Source organism: Paenibacillus sp. ACRRY (assembly GCF_022346995.1).
Classification (GTDB): domain Bacteria; phylum Bacillota; class Bacilli; order Paenibacillales; family Paenibacillaceae; genus Paenibacillus.
In genome coordinates this window covers 1,121,929-1,140,976 of the sequence record NZ_JAKRNM010000001.1, presented here as the reverse complement: position 1 = coordinate 1,140,976, position 19,048 = coordinate 1,121,929, and the positions used below count along the sequence as shown (strand labels likewise).

Annotated in this window: 17 protein-coding genes; 13 read left to right on the top strand and 4 right to left on the bottom strand. The window is 42.9% G+C overall.

All coding sequences use genetic code 11. The annotated features are described in order from the left end of the window. Positions 1 to 12 precede the first annotated feature (12 nt). Positions 13 to 426 carry a MerR family transcriptional regulator gene (locus tag MH144_RS04820; RefSeq protein WP_095287210.1) on the bottom strand — a complete coding sequence of 138 codons (414 nt, stop codon included), beginning with the start codon at positions 424 to 426 and terminating at the stop codon, positions 13 to 15. Positions 427 to 722: 296 nt separating this feature from the next. Between MH144_RS04820 and MH144_RS04815 the strand changes: the two genes are divergently transcribed. Then, entirely contained in the window at positions 723 to 1,763 is a 1,041-nt protein-coding gene (locus MH144_RS04815; RefSeq protein ID WP_239297948.1) for an NAD(P)-dependent alcohol dehydrogenase, read from the top strand. 152 nt (positions 1,764 to 1,915) lie between these two features. Here the strand turns inward: MH144_RS04815 and MH144_RS04810 are convergent, their stop codons facing one another. Continuing rightward, a complete protein-coding gene (locus MH144_RS04810) occupies positions 1,916 to 3,406 on the bottom strand; it encodes a glycoside hydrolase family 43 protein (protein ID WP_239297946.1) in 1,491 nt (496 codons plus the stop codon). 177 nt (positions 3,407 to 3,583) lie between these two features. Here MH144_RS04810 and MH144_RS04805 point away from each other — a divergent pair, with 177 nt between their 5' ends. Together MH144_RS04805 and MH144_RS04800 are read left to right on the top strand one after the other, a co-directional pair. Further along, positions 3,584 to 4,507: an ArsR/SmtB family transcription factor gene (locus MH144_RS04805; protein WP_239297944.1), complete on the top strand. Its 924-nt coding sequence runs from the start codon at positions 3,584 to 3,586 to the stop codon at positions 4,505 to 4,507. A gap of 367 nt (positions 4,508 to 4,874) precedes the next feature. Further along, positions 4,875 to 6,860 (top strand): methyl-accepting chemotaxis protein, encoded by a 1,986-nt coding sequence (locus MH144_RS04800; protein WP_239297942.1) that lies wholly within the window; start codon positions 4,875 to 4,877, stop codon positions 6,858 to 6,860. Positions 6,861 to 6,980: 120 nt separating this feature from the next. On the opposite strand, the gene MH144_RS04795 is transcribed toward MH144_RS04800, so the two are convergent. Further along, positions 6,981 to 7,850, bottom strand: a complete 870-nt coding sequence (locus tag MH144_RS04795) for a helix-turn-helix domain-containing protein (RefSeq protein ID WP_239297940.1) — start codon at positions 7,848 to 7,850, stop codon at positions 6,981 to 6,983. A gap of 234 nt (positions 7,851 to 8,084) precedes the next feature. On the opposite strand from MH144_RS04795, the gene MH144_RS04790 reads away from it, so the two are divergent. From MH144_RS04790 to MH144_RS04770, 5 genes are all read left to right on the top strand, one after another. After that, the gene (locus tag MH144_RS04790; RefSeq protein WP_239297938.1) at positions 8,085 to 9,284 is read left to right on the top strand and encodes an MFS transporter; all 1,200 of its coding nucleotides are present in this window, start codon (positions 8,085 to 8,087) and stop codon (positions 9,282 to 9,284) included. Positions 9,285 to 9,624: 340 nt separating this feature from the next. After that, complete coding sequence (locus MH144_RS04785; protein WP_239297936.1) at positions 9,625 to 10,788, top strand: cation:proton antiporter; 1,164 nt, start codon at positions 9,625 to 9,627, stop codon at positions 10,786 to 10,788. A gap of 7 nt (positions 10,789 to 10,795) precedes the next feature. Beyond that, entirely contained in the window at positions 10,796 to 11,074 is a 279-nt protein-coding gene (locus MH144_RS04780; protein WP_239297934.1) for a hypothetical protein, read from the top strand. Between the two features lie 213 nt (positions 11,075 to 11,287). Continuing rightward, entirely contained in the window at positions 11,288 to 12,037 is a 750-nt protein-coding gene (locus MH144_RS04775) for a gamma-glutamyl-gamma-aminobutyrate hydrolase family protein (RefSeq protein ID WP_239297932.1), read from the top strand. A 574-nt stretch (positions 12,038 to 12,611) separates the two neighbouring features. Continuing rightward, on the top strand, positions 12,612 to 13,229 hold the full coding sequence (locus tag MH144_RS04770; protein ID WP_239297930.1) for a hypothetical protein: 618 nt from the start codon (positions 12,612 to 12,614) through the stop codon (positions 13,227 to 13,229). Positions 13,230 to 13,362: 133 nt separating this feature from the next. On the opposite strand, the gene MH144_RS04765 is transcribed toward MH144_RS04770, so the two are convergent. Beyond that, the gene (locus tag MH144_RS04765) at positions 13,363 to 13,947 is read right to left on the bottom strand and encodes a hypothetical protein (RefSeq protein ID WP_239297928.1); all 585 of its coding nucleotides are present in this window, start codon (positions 13,945 to 13,947) and stop codon (positions 13,363 to 13,365) included. Between the two features lie 500 nt (positions 13,948 to 14,447). On the opposite strand from MH144_RS04765, the gene MH144_RS04760 reads away from it, so the two are divergent. The 5 genes from MH144_RS04760 (at position 14,448) to MH144_RS04740 (ending at position 19,034) form a co-directional block, all read left to right on the top strand. Next, positions 14,448 to 15,821: an FAD-dependent oxidoreductase gene (locus tag MH144_RS04760; RefSeq protein WP_239297926.1), complete on the top strand. Its 1,374-nt coding sequence runs from the start codon at positions 14,448 to 14,450 to the stop codon at positions 15,819 to 15,821. Between the two features lie 83 nt (positions 15,822 to 15,904). Then, positions 15,905 to 16,483: a TetR/AcrR family transcriptional regulator gene (locus MH144_RS04755; RefSeq protein WP_239297924.1), complete on the top strand. Its 579-nt coding sequence runs from the start codon at positions 15,905 to 15,907 to the stop codon at positions 16,481 to 16,483. Between the two features lie 164 nt (positions 16,484 to 16,647). After that, positions 16,648 to 17,208 (top strand): NAD(P)H-dependent oxidoreductase, encoded by a 561-nt coding sequence (locus MH144_RS04750; RefSeq protein ID WP_239297922.1) that lies wholly within the window; start codon positions 16,648 to 16,650, stop codon positions 17,206 to 17,208. A gap of 28 nt (positions 17,209 to 17,236) precedes the next feature. After that, positions 17,237 to 17,947, top strand: a complete 711-nt coding sequence (locus MH144_RS04745) for an SDR family oxidoreductase (protein ID WP_239297920.1) — start codon at positions 17,237 to 17,239, stop codon at positions 17,945 to 17,947. A gap of 55 nt (positions 17,948 to 18,002) precedes the next feature. After that, positions 18,003 to 19,034, top strand: coding sequence for a zinc-binding alcohol dehydrogenase family protein (locus MH144_RS04740; protein WP_239297918.1), 1,032 nt, complete (start codon positions 18,003 to 18,005; stop codon positions 19,032 to 19,034). Positions 19,035 to 19,048 lie beyond the last annotated feature (14 nt).

The following is a 19,048-nucleotide window of genomic DNA, read 5'->3' as shown; positions in this document are numbered from 1 at the left end:
TTTGGTGTTTCTTTAATTCGTCACTGATTGACCCATTTTATTTTTTTTATGGATATCTTCCGTTCCTGCAGCGATGGCAGTTTTATAATAGGCGCATTTGTGTTCAATGACTTCCATGGTCTTTCTCAGTTCTTCCATTTGTGCTTCCACACTGGCTTTGCGTTCAATGAACATGTCATATCTCTCCTGCAGCGTGGAGTCGCCTTCGGAACACCATTCAATGAAATCCTTGATATCCTTAATCGGCATACCCGTGAGTTTCAGGCATTGAATAATTTTCAGAAAATCAATGTCGGATTCTTTAAACTTGCGCACTCCGCTAGGGGTACGTTCGACAAAAGGCATAAGCCCTTCCTTATCATAATAACGCAATGTATATACGGTGAGATTCAATTCTTTGGCAACTTCGCTGATTGAGTATGTCATACGGATCTCCTTTTCTTACGGCATAGACTTCGAGTTAACTCTAGCTTCTGTGGGGAATCTTATCACGGTATATACAGGATGTCAAAGTCAGCAATGACAATAAGGGAGCTTAGAATTATCTTTAACTATTACTATAAAAAAAATTTAGAAAAGATATTTGACCTAGAGTTAACTAGAGGGATTAAGATGATTTTGCGAGAGAAAAAGAAGGAATGACTGATCATTATATCAATCATGATTCTTGCCACTGAATGGGTGTATTCTCTTGGAAAATGACATCTTAGGAGGTTTCAATGATGATAACTGCTAAAGCACGTGCTGTGGACGGACCGGATCAATCGTTCCGGTCGGCTGAAATCAAACGACGCGATCTGGACACACATGATGTCCTGATTGAAATCAAATATGCCGGCATTTGTCACTCTGACATTCATACGGCTCACGGTGAATGGGGCCCGGTGAATTATCCGCTGGTTCCTGGACATGAAATTGCAGGTATTGTCACAGAAGTAGGAACTGAAGTTTCAAAATATAAAGTGGGTGACCGAGTAGGCGTAGGATGTATGGTTGACTCCTGTGGGGAATGCGAAAATTGCCGCAGAGGAGAAGAGCAGTACTGCCTCAAAGGCAATATTCAAACGTATGGTGGGGTTGATAAATACGGTGAACCCACACAAGGTGGATATTCGACTCACATCGTCGTGACCGAAAATTTCGTTATTCGAATTCCGGATAACATTGCACTCGAAGCCGCTGCACCGTTACTTTGCGCAGGTATCACAACATACTCGCCGCTTCACCATTGGGAAGCAGCTCCAGGGAAAAAAGTAGCGATTGTAGGGATGGGTGGTCTCGGCCATATGGCTGTCAAAATTGCACATGCCATGGGTGCCGAGGTGACTGTTCTGTCCCAATCCCTGAATAAAAAAGAAGATGGTTTGCAGTTTGGTGCAAACCACTATTACGCCACAAGTGAAGCAGAAACGTTCGAGAAGCTTGCAGGTTCCTTTGATCTGATCATTAACACGGTAAGTGCCAACATTGACATTAACGCTTATTTCGGATTGCTTACGCTGGATGGTACACTCGTAAACGTAGGTGCACCTGGTGAGCCGCTCGCAGTAAACGTCATGTCTCTCATCGGTCACCGTCGTTCATTTGCAGGTTCCATGATTGGTGGTATCCGGGAGACCCAGGAAATGATGGACTTCTGTGCGAAACATGACATTACACCTCAGATCGAAGTCATCTCGGCTGACCAAATTGATGAAGCTTATAAACGTGTACTTGCTTCGGATGTGAAGTACAGATTCGTGATTGATACGAGCACGATGTAAGTTTTCAATTTAAATTAGTTTAGTTCCAGTTGTATAAGACTGCGAGGATGTCTCCAAAGTGTTGACTTTGAGGACATCCTCGCTTTTTTTACATGCAGTTAGACAAAAGTTAGAAATGTAAATTTCTATTGTTTAACTTGTAGATCTGGCTATTATTTATAGTCGCACTTGAATTCTGAGAATTCTGCCACAGATCCTTCGCCATAGGCATATAAACCGATGACTACGCCTGTAAACCCACCGGCTACCTCAGAGGATAGGTATTTCGTATGTGCGTTGCCTAATTCAATCTCCTTACCCTGGTTATCCAAGCTAAAGGTATAACGATCATTGGTTGCCCGGATCTTCAATGTGGCTTGGTTACGGCTTCCGAGATGCACTTCTTTTTCAATCGATTTGATATCTCCGATATTAAGGCGCTCGATCACCTTATAACCTTCAGCGTCTTTTCGTATAGCCAGATCATAATGATGGTGCTCATCCATATACAGGGTGATGCCTGCTTCTCCGTCTGTAAGGCTAACATCACAAGAAATGATGGCATTGAAGTCCTTTTGTCGTATACCGATGAAGGTAGGGGTGCCCGGTTGATCCAGCGAGACGTCCGTTCCTTTAAGCGTTAGCTTGTTGGATTGCAGCATATAATTCTGCGGATGAGGATGTCTGAGATAGCACCAATCCTTGTCCCATTCCGTGTTGTCAAAAGTAAATGACTTCTTCTCCACCTGAACGACAGATTCGGATATCCGGTCTGTTTCAAAAGTTAATAAAGTCGTTCCATTGTGACCCGCTGTAAACCAGCCGTCTTCATTGAAGGTCACAGGTGCTACAAAAACTTCGCGTCCAAGATGGTGAAACGTCTGCCATTGTCCGATCTGCCGGAATCCCAAGTGGAAGAGCCACCAATTTCCCTCAACATCCTGAACCAGATCGCCATGTCCAACACCTTGCAGCTCATAACCGCCCAGGTTACGGTTGGTTAACACCGGATTGTGAGGATAAGCTTCGAAAGGACCGGAGACAGAGGATCCGCGTGCATATGTTTCCATGTGACCGTATTCGGTACCTCCTTCAGCAGCCAGCAGATAATAAAGACCGTTGATCTTATACATATGAGGACTTTCCAGGTAACGTCCTCCGGTACCTTGCCATATGGTCCGGCTCGGTGTAAGCTTTTTGCCCGTTTCAATCTCGATCTCACATTGAACGATCCCCGAGACGCCGAAATCGTCAGAACCGTTACTCATAAAGTAAGCCTTTTGGTCTTCGAAATATAAGTCCGGATCGATTCCACCCTGATCCACGAATATGGGCTCAGACCATTCGCCATAGATATCGTCTGTCCACACATAGAAGTTCTGGCGGGTCGTATCATTCGTGGTCGTCATGTAGAATCGCCCGTTATGATGCCGAAGGGTAGGAGCGAATACGCCTCCTGAACTGTTCACATGTGCAAGTTGTACCTGACTCGTTTTCGTTAGACAATGACCAATCTGTTTCCAGTTAATCAGATCTTTGCTTTCGAAAATCGGTACTCCGGGGAAAAATTGAAATGAACTGCAAATTAGGTAATACGTATCGTCTACTCTGCAGACGCTTGGATCTGGATAGAACCCTTTGATGACGGGATTGTTAAACTTCATTTGTTATTTCACCTCGATGATAAATTCATAAAAATAAGAATTCTAATAATAGGAAGCTACTGAAATTAAACACCAACCCACTGTCCATTTCAATAGAAGGGACTTGTAATTTCAATTAATATTCTTTAAATTTATATAAATGTGATTTCACCGAGTGTGAGCAGGAGAGTGTAAAAAATGATTCAATCCAACGGGGAGTCCCGGTTTATGCCTTTATACGATGCGCTAGCCAGTGAAGTTCGCTGGCGGATTATGGAGTTGATAGCCGATCAAGAGATGAGTGTCAAGGATATCGCCGCACAGATCAAACTTAGCCCGTCCATTGTTACAATGCATATCCGAAAATTGGAAGAAGCCGAATTAATCGGAAGCCACAGAGTCCGGCGTAATGGAGGAACACACAAAATGTGTTTTCTCAAACAAAAAAAGATTGAAATTGAGCTGCCCGCAGCCAGCAGAGTTACGAATATGAGGGAACAGACCATCTCGGTTGGTCATTATACTGCGTTTGATATTCATCCCACTTGCGGTCTGGGTACGAGAGAGAAGGAAATTGGGGTATGGGACGATCCGCGCTACTTCCTGGATCCTGAACGGGTTCAAGCTTCCATCCTGTGGTTCGGGAGAGGTTATGTGGAGTATAAAACGCCTAACTATCTATATCCCAATCCCAGTGCGGACGCTATAGAAATATCCATGGAGTTGGCTTCTGAAGCACCAGGTTTAAGAGATGATTGGCCATCAGATATTACCTTCAGCTTTAATGGCATTGAGCTCGGAACGTGGACAAGTCCCGCGGATTTCGGCAGGGCGGCACGAGGAAAATATACACCGGAATGGTGGCATCGCAACGTGAATCAATATGGATTATTGAAGACAATTCGAGTGGATGCTTTCGGGACAACGATAGATGGAGAGTTGATGTCAGACGTGACGCTGAATGATGTGAGGCTGGGAGAACCGTTCTGGACACTCAGGTTTGCGGTTGAAGAGCAGGCAGATCATGTAGGGGGATTAACGTTGTATGGAGCTGGTTTTGGTAACCATGATCAGGACATTTTGATCCGAGTATATGTCGATGACAAACCAAATTATGGTTAACATAACGGTCCTATCTATGCTATAATACAAAACAAATAAGGCTTGTTACTGATTTTTATCAGGCAATACCTGTGTATATACATGCTCAAAGTTTCTTTGAGTGTGCATATATATGGGTTTTTTTGCGTTTACATACATCAATAAATTATCAATAAGGGGGGGACTTTCATCACTGGAGCAAAGTCGTTTACAAAGCAATATTAGCTATTAATAAAAATTAATAAATACCATTAATTAAATTATTTACTAGATATACCGATATATAGTTTTGTTCTTAATTTAACATGAGAGGGAGATCCATTTGAACGAAAAAAAGAAAAAGAATAAAGTGTCATTAATAAAGAGACTAGCATCTGTTTCACATTTAATGAGCACCAGGCTCATTGCAGCTTTCCTCACGGTACTTATCATTCCAACAGCACTTATCGGATATTTCTCTTATCACAGTGCACAGGATCAGGTCCAAAAAAGCATGACAGATCCGATGAATACCATATTAACAATGGCAGGACAGCATATTAATAATCTGGTAGGGACAAAAGCAGAACTGTTAAGTTATATAGATCGATTGGTAAGTGCTGACGCCAGTCAGGTAAACATTGAAGCAGTGCAAGCAGAATTAAACCAGTTAGCAGATACATATCCTGATATTCTAGCGATTACTGTAGGTAACGATCAGGGCCGTTTTATTACTTCTCCAGAGATCGGAGAGACAACATATGATCCACGTAGTACAGATTGGTACACCAATGGTAAAAATAATAATGGATCGGTCTATTTTTCCAGCATTATGAAAGACTCCGATTCGGGGGAGATATATGTCGAGATATCCCAAGCTCTCTCAAGTGGACAAGGCGTAGCAAGCATAAAGCTTGATCTGGCACCATTAGCAGAAGAGATCTCCTACGTGGATGTTGGGGGTAATGGAAGTTTGATTATAGTTGACTCCAATCGAACCATCGCAGCTTGGGCTGGTGCCATTGTAGATAGTGGAGGAGTGATGCTCGGCGGACCACTTTTTGAAGGAATACCTGTCCATCCCAATACGGCATCAAGTCCTGATGAACCCATGGCATTCTCCCAATTTGTCCGAACAGATCTGGAATATGACTTGGAGGTTAATAACGGCGTTAATGCGTTAACCGGCTGGAATGTTATCACTTTGATGGGCCATGAAGATTTTATCGCAGCTGCGAAACCAATCCTGGTCACTAGTCTTACCGTAATTATCATTTCTACAGTGCTGGCTGGAATGATCATATTCTTTATTTTGAGATCCTTCATGGTACCTATGCAAAAATTGCGAACGGCAACCCGTCGTGTACGGGAAGGAAATTTGACGGAACGGGTTAATCTTAGGAATAAAGATGAATTTGGTATACTGGCGAATGACTTTGACCAGATGACCATTTCATTACAATCTGTCGTTTCTGAACTTAATCAGACATCGTCGCTTTTAAACCATACCTCGCAAATGATACATGAAAGCACCGAACAAACGAACGCTTCTGTTCAACATGTTGCTGAAACGATCCAGCAGACCGCTGAAAGCGCAGTCGTTGGCGCAGAAAGTTCTGAACAAACAGCGAATGCAGTGGAAGAAATGGCCAGAGGGATCAGTACCATCGCAGAGTCTGCCAGTGCCATTGTAGATTCAGCTGAAGAGACAGAGCGTGCTGTCGCAAACGGTGGGAAAACCATCAACCAAGTCGGCGACCAAATGGAACACATCCTAGTGGCCGTCCAAGAAGCCTCGGCATTAATTAACGAGCTGTCTAATCTATCAGCTGAAGCGGGCAGAATGAACGAGGCGATTGCGGATATCTCTCGCCAAACGAATCTTCTTTCACTTAATGCTTCAATTGAAGCAGCGAGGGCAGGAGAGCATGGAAAAGGTTTTGCTGTCGTTGCAGGTGAAGTACGCATGCTGTCCTTGCAATCCAAACAAAGCGCAGAAGAAATAGGCGCAACCATCGGCAAAATGTTCGACCTGATTGAGAAATCCACATCACTAATGAATGATAACGTTCGAAATCAAGTCGGCGAAGGGATGCGGATCAGCCGCGAGGCTTCTGCAACCATATCGAACATTGAACAATATACGACTCATATTGTGGATCAGATCCAGGATGTATCTGCTGTATCAGAGCAGCTGGCAGCAAGTACGGAGCAAGTCTCTGCTTCTGTGGCAGAAATGGCCAATATCTCCAAAGTATCTGCTGACAGTGCCCAGACCACTTCGGCAGCAGCCCAAGAGCAAATGGCGGCCATGGAGGAGATTGCTGCATCATCCGTGCAATTATCCAAAACAGCTGAAAATATGCAAAATTTGGTCCGTCGATTTACACTCTAGATTAAATATAAGGTTATGATCAAACGTCAAAAGGCGCTCTTATAGGGAGCGCCTTTGTACATTTTAACTTACCAGCCGGAATGGTGTGTTTAGGAAGTACAGGTCAGGGAGATTTCTTCTTTATGATTGGGAGGCAGCATCCCCAAACATATCTTTTTGGTTTCGCTTGCGAAAGCTTCGCGGGGATTCGCCGACCGTTTTGGTAAATAGGATGGTGAAGTAATTGGGGTTATCATACCCAACTAATTTGGCAATTTCCCATATTTTCTTCTTGGTCGAGACTAACAGCCGGGTTGCTTCACCCATTCGTCGTTGGATCAAGTAATGATAGGGGGAAATGCCGTAGCAATTCTTATACATATGAATCAGGTAATAGAAGTCGATATGAAATTGTTCAGCGAGTTCCTTCAGTTTAATGTTTTGCCTGTAGTTCGTATCCAGATAGTCCTTAATACTCGCAGCAAGGGTGTTGCCCCGTATGATCTGTCCAGCAGATTGTTGATGGCGGGACATGCGTCCGATGATCAGTAGTACGGCTTTCAACACATGCTGGGAGATGCGCTCGTATCCATCCTCACGAATGGAGAATTCACTGAATAAGGTCTGCATTAACGAATGCAGCTCTTCCGAATACCGGTTTGCGCGAATGATTGGTTCACCACCTGGAGGTACGACCCAATCGGCATCGCTCTGGATACCCTCTCTGAAACGAAAGCCACAATAAAAGGTGGATAACGGATATTCGGGGTCAGACTTTTCTTCGTGAAGTGTGCCTCTATTGTATACGAGCAGGTCTCCCTTTTGGGCCAAATGCTTTGCACCATCAATGGTGAATGAACCTTTTCCTTCATTAACGTAAATAATCTCGTGCAGGTCGTCATGCTTATGAGTCGGAAAACTCCACTGGGGATTGTCCGCCAGCTTCCCGACATAAATAATGATACAATCCTGATCTTCATATAGTTGGCCGGGTTCGTGGCGTGTATCCATCTATGTCTTCCCTTCGAGGTTCTATGATGAAAAATGACAACATTCATAATGTTTTAAATCAAAACCACAACAACCTTGATTGTCGTCTGGCAACTCTGACAGTACAATTTCACTATCCAATATGTACTATATATCGAAACCGAAGGGATGGGAAAGCAGAAAATACATAGAGTAGGAGCTGTCTCAAGAATTGAAGCGCTTGCAACATTAGAAAGGATTAGTGAAATTAATTTGATGACCAGAACTAGAGAAAATCTACTTATTTTAACGCTCACGCTCGTAAGCTTTGTACTGGGAACAACCGAGTATGTCATTGTCGGTGTGTTGAAAGAAATCGAAACTTATATGAAAGTATCTCTCGCTGCTGCAGGTGCGCTGGTGTCCGGATTCGCTATTGCTTATGCAGTGGGGACACCATTCGCCGTGGCATCCTTGGCCAAAATATCCAGAAGAAGCTCCATCTTAATCGGATTCGCCATTGTGCTTGTGTTGAATGTATTAACCGTGTTCTCAACAACGTTCCCTTCTTTGATGGCTATTCGCATCGTTTCGGCCGTTGCTTGCGGACTTACGATATCGCTTTCGATCTCAATCGCCAGCGACGCCGTTCATCGGGATCGGAGAGGGGAAGCTATCGCCTGGATTTTGGGAGGGTTTTCCATCGCGAATGTACTAGGTGTGCCGCTCGGTACATTTATTGGACAGCATCTGAACTGGTCCATGACATTCGTAGTTACTGCATGCATCGGTGTTGTTCCGTTTGTATTCATGTTCCGAATCCTTCCACGCCGCACGACTACCGTTAACGGTTCGTTTGGCGATCAGATGGCTCTCTTTATGAAGCCTCGCATATTGTTAGCCTGCCTAATTCCAGTGCTGGGTAACAGCTGTATCTTCGTCACTTTCACTTATATTACACCGCTCCTCAGCGAGTCTATGGGGGTACCCGTACGTTGGATAAGCGCCATACTCCTGATCTACGGAGCGTGCAGCATTCTGAGCAATTGGATCGGTGCCAAAATAGCCAAGGGTGATTTTCTACCCAAACTTAAGTGGCTTTTCGTCATTCAAGCGGTTATTTTCCTCGGACTGAGTTTCGCTGTGTCCAATTTATGGCTAGGTTTGACGTTCCTGTTCCTGATCGGCTGTCTGTCGTCGTCAATGAGCGCTGCATCCCAGTTATACCTGTTTGACGTATCTGGAACGATTGCACCGGAATCCAAAGCTTTTGCATCCACACTGCTGCCTGTGGCGGCCAATGTGGGCATTGCTCTCGGCTCTGGGGTCGGTGGACTTGCCGTTAATCTTGGTGGTGTGGCATGGGTGCCTCCGGTAGCCGTGGTGTTAGCTTTGCTGGCTTTTGGAATTACAAGAATATGCCAGCGTACCATTCAGTTGAATTCAGAAGAAGAGGCTACTTCAAGCGCGGCCTAGTTTGATCTTGTGTGTTCTTCGTTATGTTAGGCATGATAAGTCGCTATTTTAGCGGCTTTTTTTGTTTTTTTTGATTCATTTTTAATTATAAAATGGGATAAGAAAAGGTTATGCTACAGGTGATGACTGCTGAAAGAAAGCAGATAGTTAACCAAGCTCTATTTTTCGTTTTAAGATATTATATAGTGTTTTTCGTATACAGGGATTCGGACACCCTTTCCAAAGCATCAGAGGTGCTGTTAAAGGCCTTAAAATCGATATTTTATACACATGTTTTTTGTGTTAATCTATCGTTGTTGATCCGGATCAAATATTATTGAAGATAAGGGAGCTTAATTGAATGGAATTTGTGCTGTACATTGTTTTGATTTTAATAGGTACAAAATTGGCAGGACATATATCGGTTAAACTTGGTCAACCGTCGGTGCTTGGTGAACTAATTGTGGGGATAGTACTTGGGCCAGCTGTATTGGGGTGGATCAGCAATGGTGATTTCATCCACTTTTTCGCTGAGATTGGTGTTCTCCTTCTTATGTTTATGGCAGGATTGGAAACAGACTTGGAGCAATTACGCAAAAACTGGAAGCCGGCTATGGCTGTAGCCATTGGAGGAATCGTACTGCCTGTAATTGGGGGATACGCTGCAGGCCAGCTCTTTGGCATGTCACCGATTCATTCTCTTTTTATTGGAGTTCTCTTTAGTGCCACATCCGTTAGTATCTCTGTTCAGGTATTAAAAGAAATGAATCAATTACACTCGAGAGAAGCCACAACAATTCTTGGAGCAGCCGTCGTGGATGATGTTTTGGTGGTGGTGCTGCTGGCGGTGTTAACTAGCTTTTTTGGAACTGGAGCAAGCGGCGATGTTTCCATCCCCTTATTAATTGGTAAGAAAATCATCTTTTTTGCAGTGGTGGGTGCATTGGGATGGCTAGTTGTTCCTAAAGTGCTCAGTTGGTCGTCCAAACTACGCGTTTCAGAGCCGGTACTCTCGATCGCCTTGGTTTTTTGTTTTGCGTTTGCTTATTTCGGAGAGAAAATGGGAATCGCGGGGATCATCGGTGCATTTGCGGCAGGAATTGCAGTATCCCAAACGGAGCATAAACATCATGTAGAGAAAAGAGTCGAGCCTATAGCATATTCTATCTTTGTACCTGTCTTTTTTGTAAGCATAGGGTTAAACGTTTCGTTCGATGGAGTGGGGAGTCAAATGGGATTCCTGATCGTTCTTACGATTATGGCCGTATGTACAAAGTGGTTTGGTGGAGCAATTGGTGCCCGAATTACGGGATTCAATATGCGGTCGGCATTGTCAATCGGCTCAGGAATGGTATCACGTGGAGAAGTGGCCTTAATTATAGCCGCGACGGGATTACAGGCCGGTTTACTTATGCAGCAGCATTTTACCACGATCATCATCACAATTATTCTAACAACACTGATTGCACCTCCGATGTTAAAAATTCTGTTCAAGGACGATAGGATTGCGGTTGAAAGGGGATAAGGAGCATATGGTTGCGAATATCTTTCTTTTTTCATATGAACCTTCTAAACCAGGCTGGACAGAGCGCTGTATTGAATCACATCTGGAATCGCTGTATGACGTAAAACATCTGCACAATAAAATATATTTGATCAAAACGGACGACGATATCGATTTACTGGAGAAATATCTCACAGAGTGCTTCAATCCTAAAGATCGGTATTATTTGCTCGAAGTTAAGGATGAGCCTTTTCGATTTCGGCGACCAAGATCTAAATACATCAAGCGATGGATTGAAGATGTTTAATACTCAGAACAAGATACGGCTCCTGAAGAACAGCATGTTCCAATTCAGGGGCTGTTTTGCCTTTTCAAGTGAGCAACGAATAAACTGGGTTAGGTAGAAAAATACAATAATTCGGTGAGTTAGTATATAACGAGATCTGATAAAATTGAATGAAAAAGATGTTCTATTCCAACCAAGCGATCAACAAGAAGATGACCATTAGGAGGTAAACCCATGAAAAAGCCCATGATTGGAGTCCTGCCGCTGTATGATTCCAACAAAAATAGTTACTGGATGCTTCCGGATTATATGAAAGCAATAGAGGGCGCGGGCGGGATTCCAATAATGCTACCGTTGACTACGAATCTTGAGATTATCACAACATTGGCGAATGAGTTTGACGGGTTCTTGTTTACGGGCGGGCATGATCTTAATCCGGAGCTTTATCATGAAAATGTAGAGGATACCTGCGGGGAGTTGTGTATCGAACGCGATATGATGGAGTCACTCCTATTTCAGAAAGTAATTGACCTCGATAAGCCTGCCTTTGGCATATGTAGGGGATTACAGCTGTTTAACGTGATACTCGGCGGATCGTTATATCAGGACATCCCTACACAATTTACGGTAAGCAATACCGTTAATCATAAGCAGACTCCTCCATACACGAATCTTGTACACGATGTACATATTGAAAAAAATAATTTGCTGCATGACATTGTTCGAGCAGATACGATTAAAGTGAACAGTTATCATCATCAAGGGATCAAAATGTTATCCGATAAGTTGATTGCAGTGGCAATCGCTGAAGATGGACTTGTTGAATCCGTTATTATGCCAAATCATAAATTTGTTTTGGCTGTTCAATGGCATCCGGAGTACAGTTACACCGTAGATGAATATAGCCAAAAGTTGTTTTCAGCGTTTGTTAGCTCCAGTGCATCCATAGGTTATGAGATCAATGTCGACGAGATAACAGCATAACAATAAAGCAGCCCGATCCGTGCGATCGGCTGCTTTTTTCAATATGGTCGTTAGATTGTAAGATCATTAACGACCCATAACGCCATTGGTGATTTTGGACAAGATTTTAAGTGAACAGAAATGAAGTATGGAGAGTGTGGTGATCACAATTAAAACAAAAACAAAAACACTAAGGAATATTATCGGGAAGAGGTCTGCGATCCAATTCCCTCCTAGGTAAATACAAACAAATGCAACGAAGATTGCTAAAGCCTAAGTAACGATAATTCCTATAATTTGCTTCGGTGAACAGGTCTTTAATAGATGCCGTTGTTTCCATACTATAAGTATTAGTAATAGTAAACAGATAAGTGTTGTGAAGGTTTCCTGGATATTAAGCAACTCCTTTCTATTATAGAACGTGAGTAATACAGAGGAAGTTTAACTTTTCATGATGTTCTGAAGTAAATAACGTTTATAACCGTGATATGGGAGATAGGTTGCTTTATGATTATAGATAAATATGTAAAAAATGTATGCTACAATAAAATTAAATAGTGAACTTGATCTGAATTTGGATTGGAGGTGAGAAAAATTGCGATTAACCATTTACATATTGCTCTTCTTGTTGGTACTAACAGGCTGTTCTGGAGAAAGTGAAGATACCATTATACCTGACAAAAAGATCTCCAACAGCCTCACGTTAACGCCAGTCGATCTGACCAAAGGAGAAGCTGCCAAATTAAAACCTTTTCTTGGCACGATGTCCGGTGCATTCAAATTAAAGTATGAGGGAGAGAAACCGAGGGCCAATTTGGATATGGACATTTGGAAGAATGGAGAGAAAGTCGATTTTGCAGGATCTATAGGAGACTTGTTTTTTAGTCCAGAAGGGCAAATGGAGAATAGCACTGAAATCGAAGTTATTATATCCATTGATACAGTAAGAATAGAGGAGCAAAAGGAAACATGTATTGTTAAGATCAGTACAGGTTCAGGGTTAGCTACGTTTACTCTGCCTTGGAATCCGGAGTTGAAAGGACGAGGGTTGATTCAACATACCGAAACTTTAACATATACAACCGATCGCCCGATTCCTACGTTTGCTATGCATGCCACAAGTTCAAACCAGGTATTTGCTGGAGACTTCACAGAGGAAGCATTAAGCAAAACGGATTGGGCGCTTGTGTTCACTGTGCGTTTTGACGAGTAGAAGACACTGAGAAGGTGTTTGACAATGTATCATTAGTTTCAGATCAAAGTTTATTTTCAATCGTGGAGCAGCTGCAGTGGCAGCTGCTTTCTGTTTTTGTTCAAAGTTAATTTAAACGAACTCACATCAAGAACTAATCAATGTTTTCGATACGCCATTCGCCTTCTTTATTTTCTGTAAAGAAGTATGTAATGGCTTTATTCTCAACAGTCCCATCCGAATAATTCTTGGCATATTGAACGCCTATCCGAATTTGTTCACGCCCATCAATGATTATTTTCTCTAGCAGGTCCAGATCATTAAACATATATTGAACGTTTTCTTCATGGAAGAAGAGAGATTCCTTTTGAGAACCTTCATAGAGATGAATTTTAAACTTCTCTATATCATTTTCAACAATACCTTCTAGATTGCCTTTGAATTTCGAAATAATGTCATCGTTAAAAAAGTTTTTTTTGTACCGTTCAAAATCAATAAAAACGCCTTTTTTAAAATCTTCCGCTCCAATCTCCTTGAATTCGTATCCTTCTGGATCAATTAATCTTTCCTCTTTATTGGCAGCATGGGTTGCGGCAGGTATTTGAATAGCTGGTGTATTGCTGTTTGTATGTGTGTGGCTTGGATTGTTCATCGATTCTCCATCGGATGCTGCACAAGCAGATTGAAGCAAGAGCACAGTCAATACAACAGAGAAAATGTCATAATACCGTTTATTCATTAGAGAGAGCCTCCATTTTCAATTAATCCCTACCATTAACTGTTTAATTAATGAACAAAATGGATGACAAAAGGTTTGAAACCACGAAGCAAAGATTTCAATTAACTCTAATTACAATATTTAAACATATGAAAAATTCACAATAGAAAAAACACTCTACGTACTTTGCTTCTACATTCCTTATCATTTATGTCAGATCACCCTCATTGTTTTAAGAAATTCACGATCCTTAAGAAAAATACAAGAACTTTTTCTGCGAAGATTGAGTTATTATCCTGTTGAATCCACTGTAATAAATAGGAGGAATTCAGTTACCGTTATCGTGGAAAAACCCGCATAAGTCCTTGTGTAACACAATATGAGAACGATCGGTAAAAATAATTCTTTACTGATCGTTCTCATTATGTTAGGATCAATTCACAGGAAAGACAAACCAATCCCCATTTTGTAGAACGATCATTCTCAAAATAGGGATTGGAAAGAGGGAGGATTGATTTGAGATGGACCATACAGTGGATGTACTCATTATCGGTTTTGGCAAAGCCGGTAAAACACTGGCTCCTTATCTTGCCAAACAAGGACTTAGCGTGATTGTCGTTGAACAGTCTTCACAAATGTATGGCGGAACCTGCATTAATGTAGGCTGCATTCCAACCAAAGCCTTGGCCCATCAATCACATTTGATTGCACAATATGGTCTGGGTAATACGGAAGCTCGTCAAGAGAGATACGCACAGGCAATCTTGGAAAAAGACGAATTGGTGACTATGCTGCGTGGGAAGAATTTAAAGATGGTGAATGAACAATCTGGAGTTACCGTTATAACGGGGAAGGCTTCTTTCCTCACAGATCATATCGTAGAAATAAAAACACAAGATGGGACGATCCTGGTGGAAGCAAGCCGGATACTTATTAATACAGGCGCGAAGCCGATTATTCCCGATATACCTGGTATTCAGAACAGTAAGGTATACACCAGTACGGAACTGTTGAATCTAGGTAAGCTTCCTGAACGCATGGCAATCATTGGAGGCGGGTACATTGGTCTTGAATTTGCTTCTATTTATGCCGGTTTTGGTACGGAGGTGACCATCCTTGAACAAGGTGCAACATTTTTGCCTAGAGAAGATCAGGATATCGCGAGTGAAGTTCGAACGGTACTTGAGCAAAAAGGGATCCGAATTGAACTTCAGTCGCACGTTGTTCAGATTGAAGACATAGAAAAGAACGAGGTCCAACTCGATCTATCATCTCCCGATGGCCTGAAGGAATGGAGAGGTAATGCCGTATTGGTGGCAACCGGAAGAGCAGCGAATACAGATGGATTAAATATTGAAGCTGCTGGAATACAACTAACGGCTCGCGGGTTCATTCAGGTAGATGATAAGCTGCAGACGAACAAGCAGCATGTCTGGGCACTTGGGGATGTGAATGGAGGCCCACAATTTACCTATATCTCCCTGGATGATTACCGGATTATAAAGGATCACTGGTTTGGAACCGGACTGCGGACAACAAGCGACCGGAAGACGGTGCCTACCTCGGTATTTATCGACCCACCATTATCTCGTGTTGGACTTTCGGAAACGGAAGCTTTGCAGCAAGGATATGACATTCGGGTCGTCAAATTACCGGTCACGGCTTCCACGCGTGCTCGTCAGTTGAAACAGACTGATGGTCTACTAAAAGCAATTGTTGACTCAAAAACGGAGCAATTGCTCGGGTTCACCATGTTTGGTGCAGAATCCAGTGAAGTCGTGAATATCGTTTCCGTATTCATGAACTCATCTCAGCCGTATACTGTTCTGCGTGATACAATCTTTACTCATCCTTCCATGTCAGAGATGCTGAATGATCTGCTAAACCTAGTTTGAAGGAGAAAATAAGACTCCAACGACATTCTTTATCGATCATTCTAAAAATGTTATGATGGCAAGATGATCGGAGGGAATTTGAAATGGCGAGAAGCAAAGAGTTTGAGGAAAACGAAGTTTTGGATAAAGCTATGAAGCTGTTTTGGGAGCAGGGGTATGAGAAAACGTCGATGAGTGATCTTGTTGAGCACATGGGTATTCATCGCAGAAGCATTTATGATACGTTCACCGATAAACGTACCTTGTTCTTCAAAGCAATGGAACGGTTCGGCAATCGTACCGATGCCAAATTGGCCGCAGGCGTCAAACAATCCAAGACAGCCAAGGAAGCTCTTCAATTTATCTTTGATTATATGAGCAGCACTGATGAGGGCGAGCCACCTGGATGCATGTTTGTGAACTCTGCAGTAGAAATGGCTTGCCGGGATGAGGATGTAGATGCCAAAGCTGTTGGGGCTTTTGAAAAAGTGGAGCATCTTCTTGTGGAGATCGTTTCCTGGGGGCAAGAAAATGGGGAGTTCTCAAGCCAGTATGGTGCACAAGAATTAGCAGAGTACTTGCATAATGCTTTAATCGGTATAAGGGTAATGGCCCGGACATCAGTGCCTAAGGAAAAGCTAGAGCGTATTTCCACAATGAGCATGCTGTTGTTAGAGAAGTAAGTAAAATTGTTGCTTTCTTGACGAGATATTTAGAACGGTTGTACTCAATAAAAGCAATGGCAGATTGTTAAGTGCAGGAGCCAGCTCCTGCCTTAATGTAGGACATTCTTTTGTGTCATTTTTAGAACGATCATTCTCATATAAAAATAAAGGAATGTTTAAAAATGAAAACCTTAATTATTCTAGCTCATCCGGATTTGCAAAATTCACGAATTAATAAAGCATTGGCCAATACGATGAGGGAGCAGCCGGATACGACAGTACATGTGCTCGATGAGTTTTATCAAAATAAATCAATCGATGTGATCCATGAACAAGAACTGTTGGATCGTCATGACCGGATTATTTTCCAATACCCCTTATATTGGTACAGCACACCTCCACTTATGAAGCAGTGGTTCGATGAAGTCCTCTCATATGGTTGGGCATTCGGCCCGGGTGGAGAGCATCTTAAAGGAAAAGAGATCGGCATTGCCATTTCGACGTCAGGAACGGCTGCTTCGTACCAACCTGGAGGCTACAATCTATTTACAATTCGTGATATTGCAAAACCAATGGAGGCGCTCGTCAACTATGTTGGAGCCCATTATCTGCCGCCATTTGCCATCCATAACGCCAATCATATCACAGATGAGCAGATCGCCATTAGCCAAGAGGCTTACGTGGATCATCTAAGAAGTGTAAGACATGTGCAAACATCGGGTTTGGTCACCATTAACAAATAATCATAAAACTTCGGAGGAGGAACAAAAAATGACGAACAAAATTGCATTGGTTACTGGAGCGAACAAAGGGATTGGGTATGAGGTCGCAAGACAGTTGGGGGAATTAGGCATTACGGTTTTGGTGGCTGCACGAAACCAAGCAACAGCTGAAGAAACAGCAAATGAACTGAGCAAGAAAGGCATCGAAGCCGTGGGTGTAGAGCTGAATGTGACGAACTCAGAGCATATTGCGGAGGTAACCAGATGGATTAGTCAAACATACGGACGATTGGATATCCTGGTCAATAATGCGGGGGTATGGGCTGAAAAAGAGGAATACGAAGGCGATGCACTACGTGAGACGTTTGAGGTCAATACATTTGGTCCTTATTATCTCACAGAATCTTTAATGCCTCTGCTTCTAAAAAGTGAAGCTGGTCGAATAGTCAATCAGAGCAGCGCTCTCGGTTCCATACAATTTCTGCTTACCAATGAGCTTGCACAGCGGATTGCTACACCTGCATATTCAGCATCCAAAGCAGCATTAAACATGCTGACAGCATATTGGGCTCAAAAAGCGCAAGGAACGAATCTTAAAGTGAATTCCGTACATCCCGGTTTGGTTAAAACACAAATGGGCGGTGAAAAGGCAGAGTTGTCCCCAGAGGACGGTGCAAAAACTGCTGTGCGTCTGGCTACCTTGTCTGAAGACGGTCCAACAGGCGGGTTCTACTATATGGATAGTCAGCTTCCTTGGTAAATCATTTTTTTTACAGTAGAATCATATAACTTCAATTTAAAGGAGCGAATATAGAATGACTCAAGAAACGATGAAAGCCGTAGGACTTTATCAATACCTGCCCATAGACAATACCAATAGTCTCGTTGATGCGGAAGTGAAGAAGCCGGTTCCAACCGGAAAAGACCTACTCGTGAAAGTGAAGGCAGTCTCTGTTAACCCTGTGGACGTCAAAGTGAGAGCGCCGAAGGAACGCACCGAGAATGAGCTCAAAGTACTTGGATGGGATGTCGCGGGCATTGTAGAGCAAATCGGACCAGAAGTTACATTATTTCAACCAGGCGATGAAGTTTTCTATGCGGGGAGCATCGTGCGTCCCGGAGGAAACAGCGAGTTTCACCTTGTGGATGAACGAATTGTAGGATCAAAACCGTCCAGTTTGGATTATGCGGAGGCAGCAGCTTTGCCTTTAACTTCAATTACGGCTTGGGAAGGATTATTTGATCGATTAGGTATACCCATGGAGAAGTCCACAAATACGGGCAAGAAAATTTTGATTATCGGTGCTGCTGGCGGTGTGGGTTCCATTGCGGTTCAGCTGGCCAACTATGTCGGTTTAACGGTGATTGGTACGGCCTCCCGACCAGAATCGATTGAATGGGTGAAGGAACAAGGTGCAGATGTTGTGATTAATCACTATGAGCCATTTGTGTCTCAGCTTCAGGCGCTTGGTATTGATCAGGTTGATTATGTGTTCTGCTTGAACAGTACAGAGCAGCATTGGCAAAACATGGCCGAAGTCATTGCTCCTCAAGGGAAGATTTGTTCTATTGTAGAAACAGATGAATTACTGAATCTGACACTACTGAAAAATAAAAGCGCAACCTTTGTATGGGAATTCATGTTTACCCGTTCAACCTATCAGACGCCGGATATGATTGAACAACATAACCTGTTGAATGATATTGCACGTCTTGTGGACCAGGGTGTTATCCGCACGACCGTTGCTCAGAGACTGGAGCCGATTAACGCAGAGAATCTACGCAAAGCGCATTATCTTTTGGAAACCGGGCGGACAGTCGGTAAAATTGTTCTTGAGCATTTTTAAAAAACGCATGAGTT

What these genes read in the sequence shown, in the direction of transcription:
- MH144_RS04820 (WP_095287210.1), bottom strand. Translation starts at nt 426, where the DNA reads ATGACATACTCAATCAGCGAAGTTGCCAAAGAATTGAATCTCACCGTA.
- MH144_RS04815 (WP_239297948.1), top strand. Translation starts at nt 723, where the DNA reads ATGATAACTGCTAAAGCACGTGCTGTGGACGGACCGGATCAATCGTTC.
- MH144_RS04810 (WP_239297946.1), bottom strand. Translation starts at nt 3,406, where the DNA reads ATGAAGTTTAACAATCCCGTCATCAAAGGGTTCTATCCAGATCCAAGC.
- MH144_RS04805 (WP_239297944.1), top strand. Translation starts at nt 3,584, where the DNA reads ATGATTCAATCCAACGGGGAGTCCCGGTTTATGCCTTTATACGATGCG.
- MH144_RS04800 (WP_239297942.1), top strand. Translation starts at nt 4,875, where the DNA reads ATGAGCACCAGGCTCATTGCAGCTTTCCTCACGGTACTTATCATTCCA.
- MH144_RS04795 (WP_239297940.1), bottom strand. Translation starts at nt 7,850, where the DNA reads ATGGATACACGCCACGAACCCGGCCAACTATATGAAGATCAGGATTGT.
- MH144_RS04790 (WP_239297938.1), top strand. Translation starts at nt 8,085, where the DNA reads ATGACCAGAACTAGAGAAAATCTACTTATTTTAACGCTCACGCTCGTA.
- MH144_RS04785 (WP_239297936.1), top strand. Translation starts at nt 9,625, where the DNA reads ATGGAATTTGTGCTGTACATTGTTTTGATTTTAATAGGTACAAAATTG.
- MH144_RS04780 (WP_239297934.1), top strand. Translation starts at nt 10,796, where the DNA reads ATGGTTGCGAATATCTTTCTTTTTTCATATGAACCTTCTAAACCAGGC.
- MH144_RS04775 (WP_239297932.1), top strand. Translation starts at nt 11,288, where the DNA reads ATGAAAAAGCCCATGATTGGAGTCCTGCCGCTGTATGATTCCAACAAA.
- MH144_RS04765 (WP_239297928.1), bottom strand. Translation starts at nt 13,947, where the DNA reads ATGAATAAACGGTATTATGACATTTTCTCTGTTGTATTGACTGTGCTC.
- MH144_RS04760 (WP_239297926.1), top strand. Translation starts at nt 14,448, where the DNA reads ATGGACCATACAGTGGATGTACTCATTATCGGTTTTGGCAAAGCCGGT.
- MH144_RS04755 (WP_239297924.1), top strand. Translation starts at nt 15,905, where the DNA reads ATGGCGAGAAGCAAAGAGTTTGAGGAAAACGAAGTTTTGGATAAAGCT.
- MH144_RS04750 (WP_239297922.1), top strand. Translation starts at nt 16,648, where the DNA reads ATGAAAACCTTAATTATTCTAGCTCATCCGGATTTGCAAAATTCACGA.
- MH144_RS04745 (WP_239297920.1), top strand. Translation starts at nt 17,237, where the DNA reads ATGACGAACAAAATTGCATTGGTTACTGGAGCGAACAAAGGGATTGGG.
- MH144_RS04740 (WP_239297918.1), top strand. Translation starts at nt 18,003, where the DNA reads ATGACTCAAGAAACGATGAAAGCCGTAGGACTTTATCAATACCTGCCC.